Origin of the sequence: Chromobacterium sp. S0633 (assembly GCF_024158805.1) — a bacterium.
Taxonomy (GTDB): Bacteria; Pseudomonadota; Gammaproteobacteria; order Burkholderiales; family Chromobacteriaceae; genus Chromobacterium.
Genome location: NZ_JAMZGH010000024.1, coordinates 85767 through 110032, shown reverse-complemented (window position 1 = coordinate 110032; position 24266 = coordinate 85767). Strand labels below are relative to the sequence as shown.

Genomic DNA, 24266 nt, shown 5'->3' with positions numbered 1-24266 from the left:
AACGACGGCAAGGTTCCCGTATGCGATATAAAACAAAAAACCGCCAGGGGCAAAGCCCACTGGCGGTTTCCGACCTGGCTCAAAAGCCGGTCAACGGCTCTTGACGAAGGGAATGCCTATCGCTTTGGGCGCCACCGCGCGGCCGACGAAGCCCGCCAGCAGCAAGACGGTCAGCACATAGGGAATCACCGCGATGGCCTGGGACGGGATCTGGCCGATGCCCGGCAGCGCCACGCCTTCCAGACGGATCTGGATGGCGTCGGCGAAAGCGAACACCAGGCAGCCCAGCACCGCCGGCAGCGGCTTCCATTTGCCGAAAATCAACGCGGCCAGCGCCAGGAAGCCCTTGCCCGCAGTCATTTCCTTGATGAAGCTGCCGGTCTGGTACACGGACAGATAGGTGCCGGCGATGCCGCACAACACGCCGCCCCAGAACAAGGCGGTGTAGCGCACCCTGGCCACCGAAATGCCGGCGGTGTCCGCCGCGTGCGGGTTCTCCCCCACGGCGCGCAGACGCAGGCCGAAGCGGCTCTTGTACAGCACCCAGGCCACCAGCGGCACGATCAGGAACAGAGTCAGATACACCAGGATGCTGTGGCCGGACAGCAGCTTGCTGTACAGCTGGCCCAGCAGCGGCACCTCGCGCAGCTCATGGGCGAACGGCAGCGCGATCTCGTGGAAGCGGCCTTCGTCCGGCAGCTGCGGGGTATTGCCGCCCTGCTGGAACCAGGCCAGGCCCAGCACCGGGGTGATGCCGGAAGCGACGGTGTTGAGCGCCATGCCGGAAATCAGCTGATTGCCGTTGTAGGTGACGGACACGAAGGCGTGGATCATCGCCATCGCCACCGAGGCGGCGATGCCGCAGGCCATGCCTATCCACGGGTTCTGAGTGGCGAAGGCCGCGGCGGCCGCGGCAAAGGCCGCCACCAACATCTTGCCTTCCAGGCTGATGTCCACCACGCCGGAACGTTCGGAGAACATGCCGGCCATCGCGGCCAGGATCAGCGGCGTGGCCACGCGCAGCGTGGAATCGAGCAGACTGAAGAAGATTTCCATTATTTGTCGTCCTTGCGCTTGAACAGGCCGGCGATGAACGGCTCGAACAGGTTTTCCAGCGCGCCGCAGAACAGGATGATCAGACCCTGGATGAAGATGATCATCTCGCGGGTGATCATCGGCTTCTCGAAGGACAGATCGGAGCCGCCCTGGGTCAAGGCGCCGAACAACAGCGCGGACAGGATGATGCCCACCGGGTGGTTGCGCCCCATCAGCGCCACGGCGATGCCGACAAAGCCCACGCCGTTGGTGAACATCACGTTCATGCGGTGGGCGGAGCCCATCAGCTCGTTGACCGCGGCCAGGCCGGACAACGCGCCGGACACGCACATGGCGAGGATGATGACGCGGCTGACGCTCATGCCGGCGTAGCGGGCGGCCGGTTCGCTGGTGCCCACGGTGCGCAGTTCGAAGCCCCAGCGGCTATGCCACACCACCAGGTAGAACAGCGCGGCGGCCAGCAAGGACATCACGAAGCTCAGGTTCAGCGGCGAGGTGGGAATCTCCACGCCAAAGCGCGCCGCCACTTCATGGATGGCGGGAATCCAGGCCGCCTGGCCGAATTCGCGCGTGGTCGGGTTCTGCGAGCCGGCCTCGATCAAGTGATGGCTGATCAGGTACAACATCAAGGAGTAAGCGATGAAGTTGAACATGATGGTGGTCACCACGATGTGGCTGCCCCGCTTGGCCTGCAACCAGCCCGGCACGAAGGCCCAGGCCGCGCCGAAGCCCATCGCCGCCAGGATGGCCAGCGGCACCAGCACCGCCGGCGGCAGGCTGTGGTCGAAGCCCAGCACCACCAGGGTGACGCCCAGACCGGCCAGATAAGTCTGGCCTTCGCCGCCGATATTGAACAGGCCGGCATGGAAGGCGGTAGCCACCGCGAGACCGGTGAAGATGAAGCCGGTGGTGTAGAACAGGGTGTAGCCTATGCCCTCGCCGTAGCCGAAGGCGCCGTTGATCAGCAGCTTCAGGCATTCCCAAGGGTCTTCGCCTATCAGCCAGGTGACCAGGCCGGTCACCAGCAGCGCCGCCATCAGATTAAGCGCCGGCAGCACCGTCAGCTGCGCCCAGCGCGGCAAGGTGGAAGGTTGTCCGAATTTCAATGCTTGTGCCCTCCCATCAGCAGGCCCAGCGAAATGGTGTCGGCGTCCTTGGCCGCCACTTCGCCGGTGATCTGTCCGCCGGCCATGACCAGGATGCGGTCGGCCAGCGCCAGGATTTCTTCTAGTTCAACCGAGACCAGCAAAATGGCCTTGCCCTCGTCGCGCAGTTCCACCAGCCGCTTGTGAATGAATTCAATCGCGCCGATGTCGACGCCGCGCGTCGGCTGGCCGATCAGCAACAGGTCCGGATTGGCGTGGATTTCACGCGCCAGCACCACTTTCTGCTGATTGCCGCCGGAGAGCAGGCCCACGCGCAGCAGCGGATTGCCCGGGCGGATGTCGAATTGCTGGATGAAGTCGCGGGTGCGCGCCAACAGCCGCTTGCGCGAATACCACGGGCCGCGGCCCAGGCCGGTTTCGCCGTGATAGCCGAGAATGGCGTTTTCATAGCTGGAGAAGGCCTTGACCAGGCCCTCTCGCGAGCGGTCTTCCGGCACGTGGGCGATGCCCAGCTTGCGGTAGAGCGCGGCGCGCGGCTCGCCGCCGCAACGGCGGCGCAGCAGGTCTTCGCCCTTGTAGACCATCTCGCCGGCGCTGGGCTCCAGCATGCCGGCCAGCACTTCCAACAGTTCCGACTGGCCGTTGCCGGACACGCCGGCGATGCCGACGATCTCGCCGGCGCGCACTTCGAAATTCAGCTGGTCCAGCAGTTTGACCGCGCGCGCGTCGGTCAGGCACAGATTCTTGACGCTGAGCACCGCCGCGCCCGGCTCGCGCTCGGCCTTGTCCACTTTCAGGCTGACCTTGCGGCCCACCATCAAGTCCGCCAGCTTTTCCTTGTCCACGTCGCAGGTGGCGACATTGGCCACCACGGTGCCGGCGCGCATCACGCTGACGCCGTCGGTGATGTCCATCACCTCGCGCAGCTTGTGGGTGATCAGGATCACGGTCTTGCCCTGCGCTTTCAGCGAACGCAGGATGTGGAACAGGTGATCGGCTTCCTGCGGCGTCAGCACCGCGGTGGGCTCGTCCAGAATCAGCACGTCGGCGCCGCGGTACAGCGCCTTGAGGATTTCCACCCTTTGCTGCAGGCCCACGCCCAGATCGCCCACCAGCGCGTCCGGATCCACCTCCAGCGAGTAATTGCGGTTGAGCTCTTTCAGATGCTCGCGGGCCTCGTCCAGCCCCTTTTTCAGCACCAGGCCGCCTTCGGCGCCCAGCACGATGTTTTCCAGCACGGTAAAGGTGTCCACCAGCATGAAATGCTGATGCACCATGCCGATTCCCAGCGCGATGGCTTCCTGGCTGTTGCGGATCGGCGCTTCCTTGCCGTTCACCCGGATGGCGCCGCTGTCGGCCTGGTAATAGCCGTACAGAATGCTCATCAACGTGGATTTACCGGCCCCGTTTTCGCCGATGACGCCATGGACGGTGCCCTTGGCGATTTTCATCGAGACGTCGCGGTTGGCTTTGACGGCACCAAAACTCTTGTTGATGCCCGCCAGCTCAATGGCAAACTCGGTCATGCTTATTCATATTCCCTGGTTAGGGTCAACCTGATTCCGCTCCGGCATGAACAAACAGGCACGATGGAATGCATCGTGCCTGCGTCCCCGAAACGGATCAGGGAAAACTCAGCTCAGCTTATTGCATCGGGCAACTGTTGTTGGCGCGGTAATCCACCACCTTGATCTTGCCGCCGATGATGTCCGCCTTGGCCGCGTTGATCTTCTTCTCCATCGCCGGAGTGATCACTTTGCGGTTGTTGGCGTCCAGCGCCCAATCCACGCCGGCCTCCTTCAGGCCCAGCACCTTGACTTCCGGCTTCCAGGAACCGTTCTTGGCGTCCTTGAAGGTGTTGAACACCGCCACGTCCACGCGCTTGACCATGGAGGTCAGCACCGAACCCGGGTACAGATGGTTCTGGTTGCTGTCCACGCCGATGGAGTACTTGCCGGCGGCCTTGGCGGCTTGCAGCACGCCCAGGCCGGTGCCGCCGGCGGCGGCGAACACCACGTCCACGCCGCGGTCGAACTGGCTCTTGGCCAGCTCAGTGCCACGCGCCGGGTCGTTGAAGGCCTGCGGAGTGGTGCCGGTCATGTTCTGGATCACGCTGGCGTTCTTGTTGGTGAACTTCACGCCCTGCACATAGCCACAGCCGAAAGCGCGGATCAGCGGCACGTCCATGCCGCCGACAAAGCCCACCTTGCCGCTCTTGGAGGCCATCGCCGCGGCCACGCCGGTCAGGAAGGCGCCTTCTTGTTCCTTGAACACAATGCTCTGAACGTTGGAACCTTTTGCCACGGCGTCGATCAGAGTGAACTTGACCTTGGGGAACTCCTTGGCCACGGTTTCCACCGCCTGGGTGAAGGAGAAGCCGATCGCCACCACGATGTCGGCGTCGCGGCGCGCCATATTGCGCAGCAGCTGTTCTTTCTGGGCTTCGGACGCGATCTGGCCGTCGCGGTAGTTGATCTTGAATTCCTTCTTGAAACGCTCGGCGCCGTTGTACGCGGACTCGTTGAAGCTCTTGTCAAACTTGCCGGCCATGTCGTAGACCACGGCGGGCGAGAATTCTTTGGCGAAGGCGGAAGTGGACAACACCGCGGCCGCTACGGCAAAGCTCATTCGTTTCAGCTGGATTTTCATCTCTATGACTCTATGGAGTTTGTTGGTCAACCCGCACGTCGATCACCCCCTGTGGTTCCCGTGTCGTGCAGCGAAGCAAAGCGCCCGCCAACCCTTTGTCATGTAGCGTCGCAACTACACGTCTGGTTGCGCGGATGCGGTCCTGCCGCCATCCCGTGGCAAACGGGATCGCAATCGGCACAGACGCCGCCCTGTCATTCTTGTTTGAGCGCGGCGAATTGTAATGACGCACCCATGGCCTGTAAACAACTTCCTCTCTACTTTGAAATATCATGTCGCAACGAAAGCCGGCAAAGCCCGAGTCCGCGCACAAAAACGCCAATAGCATGACAAAACGCTGTTGTTTTCGCGTAATGGAAGCGTAAGACATAAAACTACAGCACAAGGGCATCGCCCGTCGCCCGCGCGCCTTCCAAAGCCGGCCGGCAACGCCTACAATGCCGGCCTTCCCCACCCGCTTCAAGCCGCCCCATGCTGCCCATTCTTTACCGCGACGACCGGCTGATCGCCATTCACAAGCCCTCCGGCCTGCTGGTGCACCGCACCGCGCTGGACCGCAACGAAACCCGCTTCGCCGTGCAGCTGCTGCGCGACCAGATCGGCCAGCGGGTCTACCCGGTGCACCGGCTGGACAAGGGCACTTCCGGCGTGCTGCTGTTCGCGCTGGACAAGGACATGTGCCGCGAAATGAGCTGGCAGTTCGAACGCCAGCAGGTGGACAAACGCTATGTCGCCGTGGTCCGCGGCCACGCCGACGACGCCGGCCGCATCGACTACCCCTTGAGCCGGCGCCCAGACGATCTGGAATGGATAGGCGAAACCGTGGACACCGCGCCGCAGGCCGCCGTCACCGATTACCGCACGCTGGCGCGCATCGAGCTGCCGATCGAGGTCGAACGCTACCCCAGCAGCCGCTACAGCCTGCTGGAGCTGACGCCTCACACCGGCCGCCGCCACCAGCTGCGCCGTCATCTGAAGCACATCGCCCACCCCATCATCGGCGACGCCACCCACGGCAAGGGCCGCCACAATCGCATGTTCGCCGAGCATTTCGGCAGCCGGCGCCTGCTGCTGGCCTGCGTCGCAATGCGGCTGAGCCACCCTGACAGCGGGCAGCCGCTCTGGCTGCAAGCGCCGCCGGCCGACGATTTCATGCAGCTTGCAGAACAACTGGGCTGGCGCGCCGCGCTGGAGGACGCGCTGCGCGGCCACGCCGAATCCGGTACAATTCGCGGCTGACGAACGCCATATCCCGCAGCCATGCTTAGTTACCGCCACGCCTTCCACGCCGGCAACCACGCCGACGTGCTCAAGCATCTGATCCAGATCGAGCTCCTGAACTACCTGGGCCAGAAAGCCAAGCCCTACTGGTATATCGACACCCATGCCGGCGCCGGCGCCTACTCGCTGGTGGAAGGTTACGCCACCAAGAACGTCGAATTCGAATCCGGCATCGCCCGCCTGTGGCGGCGCGAGGACCTGCCGGAAGCCGTCGCCAACTACGTCGACGTGGTGCGCAGCCTGAACGCCGACGGCGAACTCAAGCTCTACCCCGGCTCGCCCTGGTGCGCGGCGGAAGTGATGCCGGCCAGCGACAAGCTGCGTCTGTTCGAGCTGCACCCCACCGACCACCAGCTGCTGGCGGACACCTTCGCCGACGCCGGCCGCCGCGTGCAAATCCAGCAAGCCAACGGCTTCGAGGCGATCAAGGCGATTCTGCCGCCGCCGCCGCGCCGCGCGCTGGTGCTGATCGACCCGCCCTACGAGGACAAGCGCGATTACCAGCACGTGATCACCGCGCTGAAGGAAAGCCTGAAGCGCTTCGCCACCGGCGTCTACGCGGTCTGGTATCCCTGCCTGCAACGCGCGGAGATGAAGGAGCTGCCCAAGGAAATGAAGAAGCTGGGCGCCAAGAACTGGCTGCGCGCCGAATTGCATGTGCAAAAGCCGTCCAGCGACGGCTTCGGCATGCACGGCAGCGGCATGTTCATCCTCAACGCGCCGTGGACGCTGCCGCAGACGCTGCGCGAAGTGCTGCCCTACCTCGCCCAGCACCTGGCGCAGGACGCCGGCGCCAGCTATGTGCTGGAAACCGGCGGCGATCTCTAAGCCCCAGCGAGAACCCATCGATGGCAAAACTCTTTTTCCGCTACGCCGCGATGAACAGCGGCAAGAGCACCCAGCTGCTGCAAATCGCCAACAACTACGAATCCATGGGCAAGACCGTGGCGCTGTTCACCAGCGCGATGGACGACCGCTACGGCTTCGGCAAGATCACCTCCCGCCTCAATCTGCAGCGCGACGCCCGCACCTTCTCGCCGGAGCTGAACTTCCTGGCCGAGGATTTCGGCCAGACCGCCTGCATCCTGATCGACGAAGCCCAGTTCATCACCCCGGAACAGGTACACCAGTTGCATGAGCTGGCCCATACCCGCAACATCCCGGTGATCTGCTTCGGCCTGCGCACCGATTTCCGCGGCGAGCCCTTCATCGGCTCCGGCATGCTGCTGGCGCTGGCCGACGAAATCGAAGAGATCAAGACCATTTGCGAATGTGGCAAAAAAGCCACCATGCACATTCGCATCGACGCCGACGGCCGCCGCGTCAAGGAAGGCCCGCAGGTGGAAATCGGCGGCAACGCCCGCTACCGCGCGGTTTGCGCCCGCTGCTTCTACCGGCTCTGAAGCCGCCGCCCGCCCGCCGAAACCCGCCCGCCTCAGCGGGCTTTTTTGCGCCCGCCGCCGGCGCGCTCAAAAAAAACTTGCCCTGGGCTTTGATAATGTACACAATCAAATCTGCTTGCATTACAGAGGATTAGCCAATGAGCCATGGGGGCAAACGCAGCGGCGCCGGCCGCAAATCCAGCTACGGCGGCGACAAGACCGTCGCCCTCCGCGTGCCGGAGCCGTTGAAACCGGTGCTGGAAGACTGGCTGCGCGATTACCGCAGCTGGCGCACCGCCCACAACGCCCAGGCCGACGACGTGCGCACCCTGGCGCGCCACCTCAGCGAACTTTCGCTGCCGCTGTTCGCCAACAGCGTGCCGGCCGGCTCGCCAGTGGCGGCGGACGATCTCAAGGAAGACGACGTGGACCTCAACGCCAGGCTGGCGCCGCGGCCGGGCAGTACCTTCCTCGTCACGGTCAAGGGCGAATCCATGTTGGGCGCCGGCATCCACGACGGCGACCTGCTGGTGGTGGACCGCGCGACGGAGGCGCGCAACGGCAAGGTTGTAGTAGCGGCGCTCAATGGCGAACTGACGGTGAAGCGGCTGGAAAAAACCGCCAAGGGCATCCGCCTGCTGCCGGAAAACCCGGAATTTCAGCCGATTCCGGTGCCGGAAGACGCCGCCTTCCATATCTGGGGCGTCGTCACCAACGTCATCCACAAAGTGGACTGAACCTTCGGGAGAACACCATGGAACACACTCAAGCGCAGTACGACAGCATCAAGATGAAGTTCATGGACTGGCGCCGGCTGCCGCGCGCCTTCCGCGCGGTGATCCAGGGCCAGCCGCAAGTGCTGGTCAGCCGCCCGGGGCGAGACTTCTACGTGCCGGTGCAGTTTGTTTAGCCACCTTTATTAGCCACGGAAACACACGGAAGACACGGAAACAGACAACTCCTTCGGCCAAGCAACCCACGAAACCTTCTACCGTCTTTGGTCCGTGTTTTTCCGTGTGTTTCCGTGGCAAAAGACGTTTTCCGCTCCCCCTTTAAGAGCGGCTAACATTGTCAGTTTCACGGCTGAGACAAGGCGCGCCGACGCAGGCAGGCAGTACTTGAGTACGACAAGTCGGCGCAACGCAGCATCAGGGGTTTGTTAGCCGCTCTAAGCAAGCGTCACGCTTAATTGGCCTCGCCCACATCCGGCCCGCGCATCGCGTCCGCAGGCATGTTCAAACGCTCCACCTGGGTGCGCGCCGCGGCGAAGGCCGGGCCGGCCAGCTCCGCCGCCCAATCCGCCGCCTTGCCGGCCATGCGCTCCAGCCGCCGCGCCAGTTCCGGCTGCGCCGGCGGCCGCAGATGGGCCAGAATCAGATCGGTCTGCCGGGGATCGTTGCAGACCAGCACCATATCGCAACCAGCGGCCAAGGCCACGTCGGCGCGCTGCACGAAGTCGCCGGCACCGGCCGCGCCCTCCATGTCCAAGGCGTCGGAGAAGATCACGCCGTCAAAACCCAGCCGGCCGCGCAGCACCTGCTGCAGCCACACCGGCGAGAAACCGGCCGGCTGCGCGTCCACCGCCGGGTACAGAACATGCGCCGGCATCACCGAGCCCATGCCGGCGGCCGCCAGGCGGCCGAAGGGCACCAGATCGTCCGCCTCCAGCTCGGCCAGGCTGCGGCCGTCCTCCGGCATCAGATGATGGCTGTCGCCCTCGACAAAGCCATGGCCGGGGAAGTGCTTGCCGCAAGTGGACATGCCGCCGCGCGCCAGGCCGCGCTGCAGCGCCTCGGCCAACTCGGCCACAATGGCCGGATCGCGGTGGAAGCTGCGGTTGCCTATCACCGCGCAGCGCCCCCAATCCAGGTCAAGCACCGGGGTGAAGGACAGGTCGACGCCGCAGGCGGACAGCTCGGCGGCCAATACATAGCCCACGTTCTCCGCCTGCTCCAAGGCCGCCGCGCGGTCCTGCTCCCACATCCTGCCCAGCACCTGCATCGGCGGCAGACGGGTGAAGCCGTCGAGGAAGCGCTGCACCCGGCCGCCCTCGTGATCCACCGCGATCAGCAGATGCGGGCTGCGCAAGGCGCGGATTTCCGCAGTCAGCGCCTTCAGCTGCTCGATGTCCTGGAAGTTGCGGCGGAACAGGATCACCCCGCCCACCAGCGGATGCGCCAAGCGCTGTTTCTCTTCGTCCGTCAGCCGCAGGCCGGCCACGCCCGCCATTACCGGCCCGCGCGGCAAGGCCGCGCTCTGTTGAGTCTGCTGCATCGGTTTGCTTTCTCTCTTAGAACCTGTTTACGATCCGCAACGCCTTGTGGAGCGTTACACGGTGAGCACGTCTTCAAAATGCCCATGTACCGTGTGTACACTCCGCTTTTTCAGCCGCAACGCCTTGTCTCGCCCTTGCTCGCGAGATCGTAAACACGTTCTTAGCCGGGCGCGGAGCGCTCCAGCACCACAAAAGCCAGCGCGTGGCCGCGTTCGTCGCTGATGGACAGATGACGCGCGCCCACGCCGCGCTGGCTTAAAAATTCTTCCAATTCAGGGCTTAGCGCCAATAGCGGCTTGCCCCATTCATCATGCTCGACCCAGATCGCCGTCAGCAACACCGGCGCGCGCACCCCGGTGCCCAGCGCCTTGGCCAGAGCCTCCTTAACCGCGAAGCGCTTGGCCAGAAAGCGCGCCGGATCGGCACTGTCGGCGAAAGCCCGCCGCTCGGCCGGAGCCAGCATGTGCCGCCCCAGCTTGAAGCCCCAGCGCTGGAACATCCCCCGCATGCGCTCGATGTCCACCAGATCGGTGCCGATCCCGTAAATCATCGTCCGCCCTCTCCGCGTCCGCGCAGCCAAAAAGCGCGGGACAGCCACAGCAGCAGACAGGGCAGCCAGACGTAAAGCAGCTCCGAACTCAGCACCCGCAGCCCCTTGGGGCCCAGCCAGCGGCCGGGCGTCAGCGGCGAGCCTTCGATAGGCCGCCAATCAAACAAGAAGCGCCCCGGATGCCAGGGCATCGCCAAAGCCGGGCCATGGGTGGCGTCGGTCCACATGTCCAGCAAGGCGTGGGAGGCCACCGCCAGGCTCAGCACGACAAAAGCGCGTAGCGGCCCCAGACCCAGCCGCGACCACCAGCGGCGCCCGAGCGCGGCCAGCACGCCGCCGGCGATCAAGGCCAGCGTCAGCGAATGAGAGATGCCGCGATGCCCCCAGGGACTGGCATAGGGAATGCCCAGCTTGAAAGTGATCACGTCCAGATCCGGCAGCATCGCCGCCGCGCCGCACAGCAGCAGCCAGCCGGCCATGCCGGGGGCGCGCAGCGGACGCGGCGCGCACAGGCCGGCCAGCGTCGCGCCGGCCAGGGCGTGGGTGACGACAGTGGGCACCGGAATCAGCCGCGCGCGGCCGCCATCAGCGCCTTCATCTCCTTCACCGCCTCGGCGAAGCCGACGAACAGCGCCTGGGCGACGATGGCGTGGCCGATATTCAGTTCCGCGATCTGCGGAATGGCGGCGATCGGCTGCACATTGTGGTAGTTGAGGCCGTGGCCGGCGTTGACCACCATGCCCAGCTCGGCGGCGAAGGCGGCGGCGTCGCGGATGCGCGCCAGCTCGGCGTCGCGCGCCGCGGCGTCATGGGCGTCGGCGTAAGCGCCGGTGTGCAATTCCACCACGCGCGCGCCGGCGTCCCAGGCGCGCTGGATCTGCGCGCGGTCCGGATCGATGAAGATGGACACGCGGATGCCGGCGTCCAGCAGACTGCGGGTGTAGCGGCTGACATCGGCGAAATGGCCGATGGCGTCCAGGCCGCCCTCGGTGGTGACTTCCTCGCGCTTTTCCGGCACCAGGCACACGTCTTCCGGCTTCACCGCCAGCGCATTGGCCAGCATTTCCTCGGTCATCGCCATTTCCAGGTTGACCCGGGTCTTGACCACCTGGCGCATCGCCACCACGTCGGCGTCCTGAATGTGACGGCGATCCTCGCGCAGATGCAGAGTGATCAGGTCGGCGCCGGCGGTTTCCGCCACCAGCGCGGCCTCCACCGGGCTGGGATAACGGGTGCCGCGCGCCTGGCGCAAGGTGGCGACGTGATCGATGTTTACGCCCAACAGAATCATATTCACTCCCGATAGCTTGGCCTCAATCCGACAGCGAATTGACGGCCTGTAACAGTTCGCGCGAAGCCAGCGGCTCCTCGCCCAATAAAGCGGTCAACCATACTCGCATCAGCGCCCGCGCTTCAAGCCGGGTGGCCGCAGCCGCGTAATCGTCGGCCTCTATCGCCAGCAGGCTGGCGCCGCTGAGCCGCAGCCCGCGCTCCAGGCTCTGGCCGGCGTCGCGCTCCGGCGCGGCGTTGCCCTGGCACCAATAATCAAGTCCGGCGTCCACGTCCGCGCCGTCGCCGTCGCGCAGCAGGCTGGGCGCATAGCCCAACACCTGGATCAGCCGCAATTCGTAGCGGCGCAGCACCGCGGCCAGACCGCCTTGCCGCGCCAGGCCGCGCACCGCCGCGTCGTAAACCGCGAAGGCGCGCGGTTCGGGGTCGTCGCGCGCGGTCAGCTTCATCATCAGTTCGTTCAGATAAAAACCGCAGATCAGCGGCAGGCCGGACAGCTGCGGCACGCCGCCGTCCCAGTCCGCGCTGTGCAGGGTGCGCAGTTCGGCCTTGCCGAACCAGGACAGGGTCAAGGGCTGGAAAGGCAGCAGCAGGCCGCGCAGATCGGCCCGCGGCCGCCGCGCGCCGCGCGCCACCACCGAAAAACGGCCGTGATCGCGGCTGAGCACCTCCACCAGCAAACTGGTTTCCCGGTAGGGCTGCGCGTGCAGCACATAGGCCGGCTGGCGATCCACCCTGCCCGGCTGGCTCATCCGGCGCCCCCGGCCGCCGGCCGCGGGCACACCGCGGCCGCGCTCACATTGAAGGCGAACACCCGATACCAGGCTTCCGGTCCGTAGCGCTGGGCGATCAGGCGCTCCGCGCACTGACGCCAGGCGGCGATGGCCTCGACGCTGTCCCAGTAGGACACGGTGTCCCGTCCCGGCTCTCCGCGCTCCAGACCCAGGAAGCCGGCCTGGCAGGCCGCCAGCCGGGCGATGCGCTCCAGCAAGTCGCGGCTGCCGGGCAAGTCCTGCCCTTGCTGCAGAGAAAAAATCACCGTCCAACAGGACGGCGCCAAATGATAGTGCATGAGGGCTTCAGTCCAGGCCGAATTCCCGCAGGAAGCGGACGTCGTCGGCCCAGCCGGATTTGACCTTGACCCAGACCTGCAGGAAGACCTTGCCGTCGAACAATTTTTCCATGTCCATCCGCGCCTCGGTGGAGATTTTCTTCAGCTTCTCCCCGCCGCGGCCGATGACGATGGGCTTCTGGTTTTCCTTGTCCACCAGCACGCCGATATGGATGCGGCGCAGCTCGCCGTCCATTTCGAACATTTCCACTTCCACGTTCATTTCGTACGGCAGCTCTTCGCCCAGGTAGCGGAACAGCTTCTCGCGCACGATCTCGGCGGCCAGGAAGCGTTCGCTCTTGTCGGTGACCATGTCTTCCGGATACAGCGGCATCGATTCCGGCAGATGCGGACGCACTTGCTCCAGCAGCTCGCTCAGGCGCTGGCCGTGCTTGGCGCTGACCACCTCCACGCCGGCGAAGGCGAATTCCGCCTGCACCTCGGCGATGAAGGCCTGCAGCGCGTCGCGGTCCTTGGCCTTGTCCAGTTTGTTCACCACCAGAATCACCGGGGTGCGCTTGGGCAGCAAGGCCATCACTTCGCGGTCCGCGCCGGTGAAGCGCATCGCCTCCAGCACGAACAGCACGCAATCGACGCTGCCCAGCGAGTCCTTGACGCTCTTGTTCAGGGTTTCATTGAGCGCGCCCTTGTGAAAGGTCTGGAAACCCGGGGTGTCGACGAAGACGAACTGGGCGTTGTTCTCGGTGTGGATGCCGGTGACGCGGTGACGCGTGGTTTGCGCCTTCTTGGACGTGATGCTGATCTTCTGGCCGATCAGATGGTTCATCAGCGTGGACTTGCCGACGTTGGGACGGCCGACGATGGCGACGAAGCCGCAGTGATATTGGATGTCAGTCATATACGTTTCTTGCTCGCAGCGAGTTTTTGTTCCAGCAGGATCAGCGCCGCTTCGGCGGCCTGCTGTTCGGCGGCGCGGCGGCTGCCGCCTTCGCCGGTGGAGCCTATCGCCAGCTCGCCCAGGTCGCATTCCACGCGGAACCATTGCTCATGGGCTTCGCCGCTTTGCGACAGTATCCGGTATTTGGGCAAGGCCAGCTTGCGCGCCTGCAGCGCTTCTTGCAAACGGGTCTTGGCGTCCTTGGCCTGGCGGCTGGTGTCGATGGAGGACACGCGTTCGGCGTAGAGCCTGCGCACCACTTGCTCGGCGCGCAGAAAATCGGAGTCGAAGCTGACCGCGGCGAAAGTGGCTTCCAGCGCGTCGGCGAGGATGGACGGACGGTTGAAACCGCCGCTTTTCAGCTCGCCCTCGCCCAGGTACAGGTAATCGCCCAGCTTCAGCTCGTGGGCGATTTCGGCCAGGGTGTTCTGGTTGACCAGATTGGCGCGCAGCCGCGACAGCTCGCCCTCGGTCAGCTTGGGAAATTGATCGAACAGCATGCGGGCGACGGTGTAGTTGAGGATGCTGTCGCCCACGAATTCGAAACGCTCGTTGTTGCCGGCGCCGTAACTGCGATGCGTCAAGGCTTGGCGCAGCAACTCCGGCTTCTGAAATGCGTAATCCAGCGCCTGACTCAGGCGCCGGAATCTATTGTCGGTTGGTATCACTTGGCTTATTGCGGGGGCTGGCCCGCTTGGGTATCGAATTTGAACAGCAGACTGACATTGGAGAACAAGGGCACTTCGCGCTGATAAGCGGCGCGGATGTACACGTAATTGCCGCCGGTCACCACTACCAGGTTTTCACCCTTGATCGAGGCGATGCCGGCCACGGCGGCCCGCTGGTTGAAATCCCGGCGAACGGATAGCTCGCCGACATTGCTTTGAGCGGACAAGGCGGTGATCGCCTGGCGCACCTCGGCGTACTCCGAGTACACCGGCATCACCTTCATGCCCAGCACGAGGACCGCGCCCAGCACGATCATCACCAGCAGTACGGAAAACAGCGACAGGCCCTTCTGACGACTGAAATGCATAATGCGCTCCGAGCTTGCGATCTTGCGTTTATCAGTGAATGGTTTTGCCGATGCGGGACAGGTCGCCAAAGTTCATCCAGATCATGAAGGCCTTGCCCACCATCAGCTTGTCGTTGACGAAGCCCCAGTAGCGGCCGTCCAGGCTGTTGTCGCGGTTGTCGCCCAGCATGAAGTAATGGCCGGCCGGCACCTTGCAGACAAAGCCATTGTCATCATAGCGGCAGTTGTCGCGGTACGGGAAGTCCTGCACCTGGCTCAAGGCCACCACCGGGGTGCCGGCATTGTTCAGCACCGAGTAGGTGCGCTGCCCCATGGTTTCCTTATAGCGCTGGGCATTGACCATCATCAGGCCCTGCTCCAGGTATTCATAGCTGCCGTCGTCGGCGTCCGGCAGCGGCTTGCCGTTGACGCTCAGGCGCTTGTCGCGGTACTCGACCACGTCGCCCGGCAGACCGATGGCGCGCTTGATGTAGTTGACCTTGGGGTTGGGCGGGAAGTTGAACACCACCACGTCGCCGCGCTCCACCTTGTCCACCGGCGCGAACACGGTGTTCAGCACCGGCACGCGCAAGCCGTAGGTGAATTTGTTCACCAAGATGAAATCGCCCACCACCAGGCCCGGACGCATCGAGCTGCTGGGAATCTGGAACGGCTCGGCGATGAAGGAGCGCAGCAGGAACACCACCAGGATCACCGGGAAGAAGCCGCGAGAATAGTCGACGAAATGGCCGGCCGGGGTCTCCGCCGCGCGGCGCTTGGCCAGCACCAGCTTGTCCGCCAGCCATACCGCGCCGGTGATCAGCACGAAGACCAGCATCACCGCGGTGAAGCTCATATAGTTGGACAGCAGGCCGAAGCCGCCGATCAGCACCGCCAGATAGCCCCACTGCACCGCCTGCGGCCAATCCTTGGCGCCCTCTTGCTTCTTGCCGCCAAAAGCGATCAGCATGCCGCCGATCGCCACCGCCACGACAAACACCCAGAACAGATTTCCGCCCACTTATTTGTCCCCTACTTGAAGGATTGCCAGGAATGCTTCCTGCGGAATTTCCACATTGCCCACCTGCTTCATGCGCTTCTTGCCCGCCTTCTGCTTCTCCAGCAGTTTTTTCTTACGGGTGATGTCGCCGCCGTAGCACTTGGCCAACACGTTCTTGCGCAAGGCCTTGACCGTCTCGCGCGCGATGATGTGGCCGCCGATGGCCGCCTGCACCGCGATGTCGAACATCTGACGCGGAATCAGTTCGCGCATCTTGGACACCAGTTCGCGGCCGCGGTAGACGCTGGAGGCGCGGTGCACGATCAGCGACAGCGCGTCGACCTTCTCACCATTGACCAGCACATCCAGCTTGACCAGATCGGCGCTCTGGAATTCCTTGAATTCGTAATCCAGCGAGGCGTAGCCGCGGCTGGTGGACTTCAGCTTGTCGAAGAAGTCCATCACCACTTCGTTCATCGGCAGATCGTAGGTGAGCATCACCTGACGGCCCATGTACTGCATATTGCGCTGTACGCCGCGCTTCTGGTTGCACAGCGTCATCACCGCGCCGACATAGTCTTGCGGCACCAGGATGGTGGAGGTGATGATGGGTTCGCGCAACTCGTCGTACTTGCCGGCGTCCGGCATCCGCGACGGGTTGGACACCACTTCCACCACGCCGTCCTTCATCACCACTTCGTAGTTCACCGTGGGCGCGGTGGTGATCAGGTCCATGTCGAACTCGCGCTCCAGGCGCTCCTGCACGATCTCCAGGTGTAGGAGGCCGAGGAAGCCGCAGCGGAAGCCGAAGCCCAGCGCCTGCGACACTTCCGGCTCGTACTTCAGCGAAGCGTCGTTCAGCTGCAGTTTTTCCAGCGCGTCGCGCAGCGCCTCGTAGTCGTGGCTTTCCACCGGATACAGGCCGGCGAATACCTGGGACTGCACTTCCTTGAAGCCCGGCAGCGCCTCGGTGGCCGGCTTGGACACCAGGGTGATGGTGTCGCCGACCTTGGCCGATTTCAATTCCTTGATGCCGGCGATGACGAAACCCACCTCGCCCGCGTTCAGATTCGGACGCTGGACGGACTTGGGCGTGAACACGCCCACCTGCTCGCACAGATGCTCGGCGCCGGTGGCCATGAACTTGATCTTGTCCTTGGGCTTCAGCGAACCGTCGATCACGCGCACCAGCATCACCACGCCGACGTAGTTGTCGAACCAGGAGTCGACGATCAAAGCCTTCAGAGGGCCGCCCGCATCGCCCTTTGGCGGCGGAACCTTGCTGACCACTTCTTCCAGAATGTCCTCGATGCCGATGCCGGACTTGGCCGAAGCGCGCACCGCGTCCGCCGCCTCGATGCCGATAATGTCTTCGATTTCCTGGCTGACGCGCTCCGGCTCGGCGGCCGGCAGGTCGATCTTGTTCAACACCGGCACCACTTCCACGCCCAGCTCGATAGCGGTGTAGCAGTTGGCCACGGTCTGCGCTTCCACGCCTTGCGAGGCGTCCACCACCAGCAGCGCGCCTTCGCAGGCGGACAGCGAGCGCGACACTTCATAGGAAAAGTCCACGTGCCCGGGGGTGTCGATCAGGTTCAGGTTATAGACCTGACCGTCGCGCGCCTTGTAGCTCAAGGCCGCGGTCTGCGCCTTGATGGTGATGCCGCGCTCTTTCTCGATGTCCATCGAGTCCAGCACCTGGGCGCTCATTTCGCGCATTTCCAGGCCGCCACAGAATTGAATGAAGCGGTCGGCCAGGGTCGATTTGCCATGGTCGATATGGGCAATGATCGAGAAATTTCGAATGTTTTTCATGATATCCAGCAAAAGATAAGGGCACGCTAGCGTGCCCGGAACTGCCGATGGAAGCCGCGGGCCTGATGAAAGCGGCTCATCATCAGGATTGCGACCTCTAAAGCCGTTAACAGCCCATCCAGCAAGCGGGGGCACCCAAGTGCCCCCGATATAAACTCACACTGGCGCGGATTTTAGCCGATTTCGCCCAAATGTGCAGCCAATGCGGCCTGATCCAGGCGCCAATGGCAGATTTCGGTCTCATCCGCCATCAGAACCGGCACCAGTTCGTTGAAGCGGCGCTCCAGCTCCGGGTCGGCGTCGACATCGACGACGTCCAGCTCGAAGCCGTAGCGCTCGCGCCAGGGCTGCAGCTCGGCCAGCATCTGATGGCACAAGCTGCAGTATTCGCGGAAATACAGCGTCAGTCTCACTTGCCGTCGCCCACCGGCAGCGGGATGAACTGGGTAATCCCCTGACGCAGCACTTGCAGCGCGATCGACGAGCCCTTCTTGGCCGCGGACAAGGCGGACTTCAGCTGCTCGACATTGGCCAGCGGCTCGCTGCCGATGCCCACGATCACGTCGCCCGGCTGAATGCCCGCGCGCATCGCCACATTATTGGCGCCGCGCACCAGCAGGCCGTACTTGATGCCGGCGCGCTGCAACTGCGCCGGATTCAGCACCTGCAGGCGCAAGCCGATCTGCGAGAAGCTCTGCTCGGCCGGACGCTCCTGCTGCGAACCGCGGTATTCGCGCTGCGCCAGCCTCGGATTCTGATCCTGCTGCTCCACCGGCACCACCTTGGCCGACACCGCGGCGCGAGCGCGCCACAGGCCCAAGGTCACCGGCTTGCCGGGCGGAATGCTGCCGATCAGCCGCTGCAGATCGGAGCCGGATTCAACCGGCTTGCCGTCCACTTGCTGGATGATGTCGCCGGGTTTGACGCTGGCCTTGGCCGCCGGCCCGCCCGGCTCCACCGCGTTGATCAGCGCGCCGGCCGGCTTGGCCAGACCGAAGGAGGCGGCCAGGTCCTGGCTCAACTCCTGGATCACCACGCCGATCTTGCCGCGGCTGACATGGCCCTTGGCCTTCAGCTGAGCCACCACGTCCATCGCCACGTCAATGGGGATGGCGAAGGAAATGCCCATGAAACCGCCGGAACGGCTGAAGATCTGGGAGTTGACGCCCACCACTTCGCCCCTGGCGTTGAACAGCGGACCGCCGGAATTGCCGGGGTTGATCGCGGCGTCGGTCTGAATGAAGGGCACGAGGGTTTCATCCGGCAGCATGCGGTTTTTGCCGGAGACAATGCCGGACGTGGCGGTGTTCTCGAAGCCGAACGGCGAGCCGATGGCCAACACGCCTTCGCCCACTTTCAAGGCGTTGGCGTCGCCGCGGCGCACCACCGGCAGCTTGTCGGCTTCAATTTTCAACAACGCCACGTCGGTGCGGGCGTCGGAGCCTATCACCTTGGCCTTGTACTCGCGCTTGTCCGTCAGCTTGACGGTGATTTCATCGGCGCGGGCCACCACGTGCGCATTGGTCAGCACATAGCCGTCGGCGGAAATGATGAAGCCGGAACCCAGCGAGGACTCTTGCCGCTCCTGGGCGCGCGGCGGCGCGAAACGACGGAAGAATTCAAAGAAGGGGTCGCCGCTCATGCCCTCGGGCAGATCGTTGCTAACCTCGCGCACCGTGGACTTGGTGCTGATGTTGACGACGGCCTTGCCCTCGTTAGAGACAATCTGGCTGAAGTCCGGCAGTTCCGCGGCCATTGCAGCGGGCACCGCGCCCGCCATAATAGAGGCCGCCAGCATGGCGGAAACAATCAGTTTTTTAACCGGCATGAGCGCTCCATCTTGATATGTTGTGTTTGAGACGCGCCGGCGGAAGCCGGCTGGGGAATTTCAGCGTCGAACCGGCCGCGCGCCAAGCGCCCGGCCGCGGCGTTCGCCGCCGAGAAAAACTGGAAAGCCGGCGTCAAGGCGCCGGCGCCGCCCGGTCCGTTCCGCGCAAGCGCGCCGCCGGAGGCCGGGCCTCCGGACGGGCTTGCAGGAACGTCCACGAGCTTGGCCGTCATGGCTTGAGGCTGACTTTCAACCCTTTCAGCAGCCCCATCATCGCCGGCTCGGGCATATCGCCCACCGCGGTCAGCTGATAGCTGCCTTGCGGACCGGTGGCCATATTGATGGCGCCGTGCAGATTGCTGCTGCGTTCCAGCCGCGCGCCTTCCGGCTGCGTCTCGACGAACAGCGACAGCATCACCAAGCCGTCGGAATACACCATGTGGCGCACCGACTTGCCCGCCTGGCCCGGCAGACTGCGCTGCACCGAGCGCAGCAGATGGAAGCCGTTGGGCAGCCCGGACACATCGTTGTCCACTTGCGCGCCGGCCTGCGGCGTCGACGCGCCGCCGGAGCGCAGCAGAAACTTCTGCGCGAACTTGGGCCGATAGGCTCGCTTGTCCTTGGGGCCGTTCAGGTCGATGTCGGTGAAGGTGAACTGCTCCACCGCCTCGCCCTTGGGCGACAAGGTCACCATCTTCAAAGGCAGCGAGGTCAGCGGCTCCACGCACATGCGCAGGCTGTAGCGCTGCCTGTCCTTGGGCCGCAGCTCCAGCAGATTGCAATCGCGCTGAGCCACCCGGTCGCTGCCCACGTGCTTGAGCGCATACGACTGGTTGATCTCGCTCATGTCCTCCGGCAGCAAGGCCGGAAACAGGCGCATCGCGCTGATCTTGGCCGCGTTCAAGGCTTTCTTGTCCGGCGCGAAACAGGCCAGCTCATTGCCTTTGCGGACAATTTCGCGGGAAGGCCCGTCCAAGGACGTCCGCTTTTCCCGCATGGCTTCGCCTTGGCCTTCCCTGACGATGTGGAAGGTTTCCAGCGTGCCGTTCATCTGGTGCAGATAGGTGCCGTTCAGCGCCTGCTGGCGTCCGGCAGCCGCCACATTGCGCAGCAGCTGCCAGTCATCCTCTGCATGGGCGGCAGGCGCGGCCGCCACAACCATCAAACTGATCAGAGGAATTACACGCATTTAACGGCGAGCTCCGTTTCCGTAGGATACTTTCATATTGCCTTGTTCGGAGGTCACTTCCTGATGAGCCAGCAGATAGGGGTCGTCGCGCTCGGGCTGACTGGCTTGCGCCGGCTGGGCCACTTGCACCGGCACGCCCTTGTCCGCCACCAGCGAGGCCGGCTCGCCGCGATGCGAGAGCTGCTGCCAGCCCACCACGGCGGCGAAGCTCACGCTGGCGGCCAGCGCCACTGCGCCTGCGGTGCGGACGCTGGCGACCAAGGCCACCCCGCCTGCGGCGCGGCCGCGCGCCGGGCGCAACCAGCGCCGCGGCGCAAGCACCGTGGGCTCGTCCGCCAGCCGGCTGGCGACCTGCTCTCGCACATTGAGCGCAACCATGCGGTTGGCGCGCATCGCGTCGCCAATCAAGTGATACTCGCCCCAGGCGGCATCCAGTTGCTTGTCAGATGAAATGGAGGCGATGGCTCTGCCTATGTCAGAGTCGTCCAGTTCGCCATCCATCATCGCGGATATCGTTTCTTTCATACCTACCACCTTCTGTTCTTGGCCGTATCCAGCAAAGGCCTGAGCTCGGCAGCAATCGCCTCGCGCGCCCGGAAAATCCGCGAGCGCACGGTGCCTATCGGGCAATCCATCACCTTGGCGATTTCATCGTAGGATAGACCGTCCATTTCCCTGAGCGAAATTGCGGTTCTTAGTTCCTCCGGCAAAGCCTCCACGGCGGCATTGACCGTTGCCAGAATCTCCTTGTTCATCAGCTCGGTTTCGGGCGTGTTCAGGTCGGGCAGCTGCGACGCCATGTCGAAGCTCTCGCCGTCCTCGTCCTCTATCTCGCTGTTGACCACCGGACGACGTCCGGAGGCGCTAAGGAAATTCTTGGCAGTATTGATGCCGATTCTGTACAGCCATGTGTAAAACGCGCTCTCGCCACGAAACGACGGCAAGGCACGATACGCTTTGACAAACGCCTCTTGCGTCACATCCTCGATGTCTGCGCCGTCGCGGATAAACCGCGACAACAACCTGGCGAGACGTCGCTGATACTTGGCAACAAGCAGATCGAAAGCTCTTTTTTCACCTCGCTGGGCACGCTCCACCAACTGTTGATCGAGATCCCGATCACTCATGTCGTTGTTATGCTCCCTGATTTGCCCACTAGTCGTGTTTGTGGTCGTTGTATGTGGACTGTGACTAGACCACCGCGCTTGCGATGAGTTCCCCCACGCGATTCAGCAGCGAAACATAACAGACCTCGAACAAAACTTGAACATTTGTTTTAACCGTATTGCCAGCGCTCAAACCAGCCCTTACACTCCTACCAAGCACTTGCTTGAATGACATAGAGATAACAATGCAAAGCCAAATAGTTTCCGACTTCACGGCTTTGCCGTTTCTCCGCAACTTTTAGGAATCCAACGCGATGAGCACTCCCGGCCAACGCTTCCGTCTGGCGGTAGCACAAGAACAGCCCTTGCAGGTGGTGGGCGCGGTCAACGCCTACGCCGCCCGGCTGGCCGAGCACTCCGGCTTCAAGGCGCTGTATCTGTCCGGCGGCGGCGTGGCCGCCTGCTCCTGCGGCATCCCGGACTTGGGCATCACCACGCTGGAAGACGTGCTGATCGACGTGCGCCGCATCACCGACGTCACCGAACTGCCGCTCCTGGTGGACATCGACACCGGCTGGGGCGGTGCCTTCAATATCGCCCGCGCGGTCCGCAGCCTGGAGAAGGCCGGCGCCGCCGCGGTGCATATCGAGGACCAGGTGCAGCAAAAACGCTGCGGCCATCGCCCCAACAAGGCCATCGTCAGCCAGGAGGAAATGGTGGACCGCGTCAAGGCGGCGGTGGACGCGCGCCGCGACGACGGCTTCGTGATCATGGCGCGCACCGACGCGCTGGCGGTGGAGGGGCTGGACGCCGCCATCGCGCGCGCCGTCGCCTGCGTCGAGGCCGGCGCAGACATGATCTTCCCGGAGGCGATGACCGATCTGGCCATGTACCGCCGCTTCGCCGAGGCGGTGAAAGTGCCGGTGCTGGCCAATATCACCGAGTTCGGCGCCACCCCGCTGTTCAATACCCGCGAGCTGGGCGAACACGGCGTCGGCCTGGTGCTCTATCCCTTGTCCGCCTTCCGCGCGATGAGCCAGGCCGCGCTCGGCGTTTACGGCGCGATCCGCCGCGACGGCGGCCAACAGGCGGTGCTGGACACCATGCAGACGCGCGCCGATCTGTACAGCCATCTGGACTACCACGCCTACGAACAAAAACTGGACGCGCTGTTCCGCCGGGAAGGCCATGGTGCTGAATAATCTGTTTGGCGACATCCCGGCGCAGTTGCCGGAAGAGTTGCTGCAGACTTTATTCAGCGGCGCGAAAGGCTTCCGCGTCGAGCGCATCGTCTCGCGCGGCCATGCTTCGCCGGAGGGATTCTGGTACGAACAGGATGAGGCGGAATGGGTGCTGCTGCTGTCCGGCGCGGCGGAACTGGAATACCAGGACCCGCCGCGGCGCCTCAGATTGGAGCCGGGCGATTGCGTGGCCATAGCGCCGCGCCAACGCCACCGCGTGGCCTGGACCGCGCCGGAGCGGGACAGCGTCTGGCTGGCCGTTTTCTACGAAAAATAATCATTCCGCAGGTCTGCGATCAGGAGAAAAACATGAGCGAAACCGTTGTTGGCATCAAACCCAAGAAATCCGTAGCCCTGTCCGGCGTCGCCGCCGGCAATACCGCGCTGTGCACCGTGGGCCGCAGCGGCAACGATCTGCACTACCGCGGCTACGACATCCTCGACCTCGCCGGCCGTTGCGAATTCGAGGAAGTGGCCTATCTGCTGGTTCACGGCAAGCTGCCGAACAAGGCCGAGCTGGTCGGCTACAAGAAAAAGCTGAAATCGCTGCGCGGCCTGCCGGCGGCGGTGAAGGCGGTGCTGGAGGCGCTGCCGGCCAGCGCCCATCCCATGGACGTGATGCGCAGCGGCGTGTCCGCGCTGGGCTGCGCGCTGCCGGAGAAGGACGATCACAACCAGGCCGGCGCGCGCGACATCGCCGACCGGCTGATGGCCAGCCTGGGCTCGATGCTGTTGTACTGGCATCATTTCAGCCACAACGGCAAGCGCATCGAGGTGGAAACCGACGACGACAGCATAGGCGGCCACTTCCTGCACCTGCTGCACGGCGAAAAACCGTCTCAGGAATGGGTACGCGCGATGCACACCTCGCTCAATCTATACGCCGAGCATGAATTCAACGCCTCCACCTTCGCCGCCCGCGTCATCGCCGGCACCGGCTCGGACTTGTACAGCGCCGTCACCGGCGCCATCGGCGCCTTGCGCGGCCCCAAGCACGGCGGCGCCAACGAAGTGGCTTTCGACATTCAGCAACGCTATGAAAGCCCGGCCGAAGCCGAGGCCGACATCCGCGAGCGCGTGGAGCGCAAGGAAGTGGTGATCGGCTTCGGCCACCCGGTCTACACCATCTCCGATCCGCGCAACAAGGTGATCAAGGACGTGGCGCGCGAACTGTCCAAGTCCGCCGGCAACAGCAAGATGTTCGACATCGCCGAACGGCTGGAAACCGTGATGTGGGACATCAAGAAGATGTTCCCCAATCTGGACTGGTTTTCCGCGGTCAGTTACCACATGATGGGCGTGCCCACCGCCATGTTCACCCCGCTGTTCGTCATCGCCCGCACCAGCGGCTGGAGCGCGCACGTGATCGAGCAGCGCCAGGACGGCAAGATCATCCGCCCCAGCGCCAATTACGTCGGCCCGGAAGACCAGGTCTTCGTGCCGCTGGAACAGCGCTGACCGGACCGGGGGCCGT

General features: G+C 64.0%; 28 protein-coding genes. 8 read left to right on the top strand and 20 right to left on the bottom strand.

Annotated elements, in window-relative coordinates:
- Positions 1-90: 90 nt before the first annotated feature.
- The 4 genes from NK214_RS15265 to NK214_RS15250 all read right to left on the bottom strand — a co-directional run bounded on the left by NK214_RS15265 (position 91) and on the right by NK214_RS15250 (position 4790).
- Positions 91-1056 (bottom strand): ABC transporter permease, encoded by a 966-nt coding sequence (locus NK214_RS15265; protein ID WP_107799390.1) that lies wholly within the window; start codon positions 1054-1056, stop codon positions 91-93.
- Positions 1056-2162, bottom strand: coding sequence for an ABC transporter permease (locus NK214_RS15260; RefSeq protein WP_233246676.1), 1107 nt, complete (start codon positions 2160-2162; stop codon positions 1056-1058). Before NK214_RS15260 ends, NK214_RS15265 begins: the two co-directional genes overlap by 1 nt.
- Entirely contained in the window at positions 2159-3688 is a 1530-nt protein-coding gene (locus NK214_RS15255) for an ABC transporter ATP-binding protein (protein WP_253314908.1), read from the bottom strand. Before NK214_RS15255 ends, NK214_RS15260 begins: the two co-directional genes overlap by 4 nt.
- Positions 3689-3806: 118 nt before the next feature.
- Entirely contained in the window at positions 3807-4790 is a 984-nt protein-coding gene (locus tag NK214_RS15250; protein WP_107799392.1) for a BMP family protein, read from the bottom strand.
- Positions 4791-5282: 492 nt separating this feature from the next.
- On the opposite strand from NK214_RS15250, the gene NK214_RS15245 reads away from it, so the two are divergent.
- From NK214_RS15245 to NK214_RS15225, 5 genes are all read left to right on the top strand, one after another.
- On the top strand, positions 5283-6050 hold the full coding sequence (locus NK214_RS15245; RefSeq protein ID WP_253314907.1) for a tRNA pseudouridine(65) synthase TruC: 768 nt from the start codon (positions 5283-5285) through the stop codon (positions 6048-6050).
- A 21-nt stretch (positions 6051-6071) separates the two neighbouring features.
- Positions 6072-6920, top strand: a complete 849-nt coding sequence (locus NK214_RS15240) for a 23S rRNA (adenine(2030)-N(6))-methyltransferase RlmJ (protein ID WP_253314906.1) — start codon at positions 6072-6074, stop codon at positions 6918-6920.
- A 20-nt stretch (positions 6921-6940) separates the two neighbouring features.
- The gene (locus NK214_RS15235) at positions 6941-7495 is read left to right on the top strand and encodes a thymidine kinase (protein WP_227107985.1); all 555 of its coding nucleotides are present in this window, start codon (positions 6941-6943) and stop codon (positions 7493-7495) included.
- Positions 7496-7632: 137 nt separating this feature from the next.
- The gene (locus NK214_RS15230; RefSeq protein ID WP_107799396.1) at positions 7633-8211 is read left to right on the top strand and encodes a LexA family transcriptional regulator; all 579 of its coding nucleotides are present in this window, start codon (positions 7633-7635) and stop codon (positions 8209-8211) included.
- A gap of 17 nt (positions 8212-8228) precedes the next feature.
- Entirely contained in the window at positions 8229-8384 is a 156-nt protein-coding gene (locus tag NK214_RS15225) for a hypothetical protein (RefSeq protein ID WP_167604380.1), read from the top strand.
- Between the two features lie 275 nt (positions 8385-8659).
- On the opposite strand, the gene nagZ is transcribed toward NK214_RS15225, so the two are convergent.
- The 16 genes from nagZ to rpoE all read right to left on the bottom strand — a co-directional run bounded on the left by nagZ (position 8660) and on the right by rpoE (position 21572).
- A complete protein-coding gene (gene nagZ, locus NK214_RS15220; RefSeq protein WP_253314905.1) occupies positions 8660-9748 on the bottom strand; it encodes a beta-N-acetylhexosaminidase in 1089 nt (362 codons plus the stop codon).
- A gap of 161 nt (positions 9749-9909) precedes the next feature.
- Positions 9910-10299, bottom strand: a complete 390-nt coding sequence (gene acpS, locus NK214_RS15215) for a holo-ACP synthase (protein WP_253314904.1) — start codon at positions 10297-10299, stop codon at positions 9910-9912.
- On the bottom strand, positions 10296-10859 hold the full coding sequence (locus NK214_RS15210; protein ID WP_253314903.1) for a metal-dependent hydrolase: 564 nt from the start codon (positions 10857-10859) through the stop codon (positions 10296-10298). Before NK214_RS15210 ends, acpS begins: the two co-directional genes overlap by 4 nt.
- Positions 10860-10864: 5 nt before the next feature.
- Positions 10865-11590 carry a pyridoxine 5'-phosphate synthase gene (pdxJ, locus tag NK214_RS15205; protein WP_107799399.1) on the bottom strand — a complete coding sequence of 242 codons (726 nt, stop codon included), beginning with the start codon at positions 11588-11590 and terminating at the stop codon, positions 10865-10867.
- Between the two features lie 22 nt (positions 11591-11612).
- Positions 11613-12341, bottom strand: coding sequence for a DNA repair protein RecO (gene recO, locus NK214_RS15200; protein WP_107801790.1), 729 nt, complete (start codon positions 12339-12341; stop codon positions 11613-11615).
- On the bottom strand, positions 12338-12661 hold the full coding sequence (locus tag NK214_RS15195; protein WP_107799400.1) for an antibiotic biosynthesis monooxygenase: 324 nt from the start codon (positions 12659-12661) through the stop codon (positions 12338-12340). The genes recO and NK214_RS15195 overlap by 4 nt, the downstream gene beginning before the upstream one ends.
- Positions 12662-12668: 7 nt before the next feature.
- Positions 12669-13559, bottom strand: coding sequence for a GTPase Era (era, locus tag NK214_RS15190; protein ID WP_048410780.1), 891 nt, complete (start codon positions 13557-13559; stop codon positions 12669-12671).
- Positions 13556-14275, bottom strand: a complete 720-nt coding sequence (rnc, locus tag NK214_RS15185; protein ID WP_370445214.1) for a ribonuclease III — start codon at positions 14273-14275, stop codon at positions 13556-13558. Before rnc ends, era begins: the two co-directional genes overlap by 4 nt.
- On the bottom strand, positions 14272-14634 hold the full coding sequence (locus NK214_RS15180; RefSeq protein WP_235088951.1) for a DUF4845 domain-containing protein: 363 nt from the start codon (positions 14632-14634) through the stop codon (positions 14272-14274). The genes rnc and NK214_RS15180 overlap by 4 nt, the downstream gene beginning before the upstream one ends.
- A gap of 31 nt (positions 14635-14665) precedes the next feature.
- The gene (lepB, locus tag NK214_RS15175) at positions 14666-15634 is read right to left on the bottom strand and encodes a signal peptidase I (RefSeq protein WP_253314902.1); all 969 of its coding nucleotides are present in this window, start codon (positions 15632-15634) and stop codon (positions 14666-14668) included.
- Complete coding sequence (gene lepA, locus NK214_RS15170; protein WP_107799403.1) at positions 15635-17428, bottom strand: translation elongation factor 4; 1794 nt, start codon at positions 17426-17428, stop codon at positions 15635-15637. It lies immediately after the preceding gene.
- A 173-nt stretch (positions 17429-17601) separates the two neighbouring features.
- On the bottom strand, positions 17602-17841 hold the full coding sequence (locus NK214_RS15165; RefSeq protein ID WP_107799404.1) for a glutaredoxin family protein: 240 nt from the start codon (positions 17839-17841) through the stop codon (positions 17602-17604).
- Positions 17838-19256 (bottom strand): Do family serine endopeptidase, encoded by a 1419-nt coding sequence (locus NK214_RS15160; RefSeq protein WP_253314901.1) that lies wholly within the window; start codon positions 19254-19256, stop codon positions 17838-17840. The genes NK214_RS15165 and NK214_RS15160 overlap by 4 nt, the downstream gene beginning before the upstream one ends.
- A gap of 229 nt (positions 19257-19485) precedes the next feature.
- Complete coding sequence (locus tag NK214_RS15155; RefSeq protein ID WP_107799406.1) at positions 19486-20445, bottom strand: MucB/RseB C-terminal domain-containing protein; 960 nt, start codon at positions 20443-20445, stop codon at positions 19486-19488.
- Positions 20446-20970, bottom strand: a complete 525-nt coding sequence (locus tag NK214_RS15150) for a sigma-E factor negative regulatory protein (RefSeq protein ID WP_107799407.1) — start codon at positions 20968-20970, stop codon at positions 20446-20448.
- 2 nt (positions 20971-20972) lie between these two features.
- A complete protein-coding gene (gene rpoE, locus NK214_RS15145) occupies positions 20973-21572 on the bottom strand; it encodes an RNA polymerase sigma factor RpoE (RefSeq protein WP_043641588.1) in 600 nt (199 codons plus the stop codon).
- Between the two features lie 293 nt (positions 21573-21865).
- Between rpoE and prpB the strand changes: the two genes are divergently transcribed.
- The 3 genes from prpB to prpC are packed head-to-tail and all read left to right on the top strand — an operon-like array spanning position 21866 to position 24250.
- Complete coding sequence (gene prpB / locus NK214_RS15140) at positions 21866-22753, top strand: methylisocitrate lyase (protein ID WP_253314900.1); 888 nt, start codon at positions 21866-21868, stop codon at positions 22751-22753.
- Positions 22740-23069 (top strand): cupin domain-containing protein, encoded by a 330-nt coding sequence (locus tag NK214_RS15135; protein WP_253314899.1) that lies wholly within the window; start codon positions 22740-22742, stop codon positions 23067-23069. The genes prpB and NK214_RS15135 overlap by 14 nt, the downstream gene beginning before the upstream one ends.
- Before the next feature lie 32 nt (positions 23070-23101).
- Complete coding sequence (prpC, locus tag NK214_RS15130) at positions 23102-24250, top strand: 2-methylcitrate synthase (RefSeq protein ID WP_253314898.1); 1149 nt, start codon at positions 23102-23104, stop codon at positions 24248-24250.
- Positions 24251-24266: the final 16 nt, after the last annotated feature.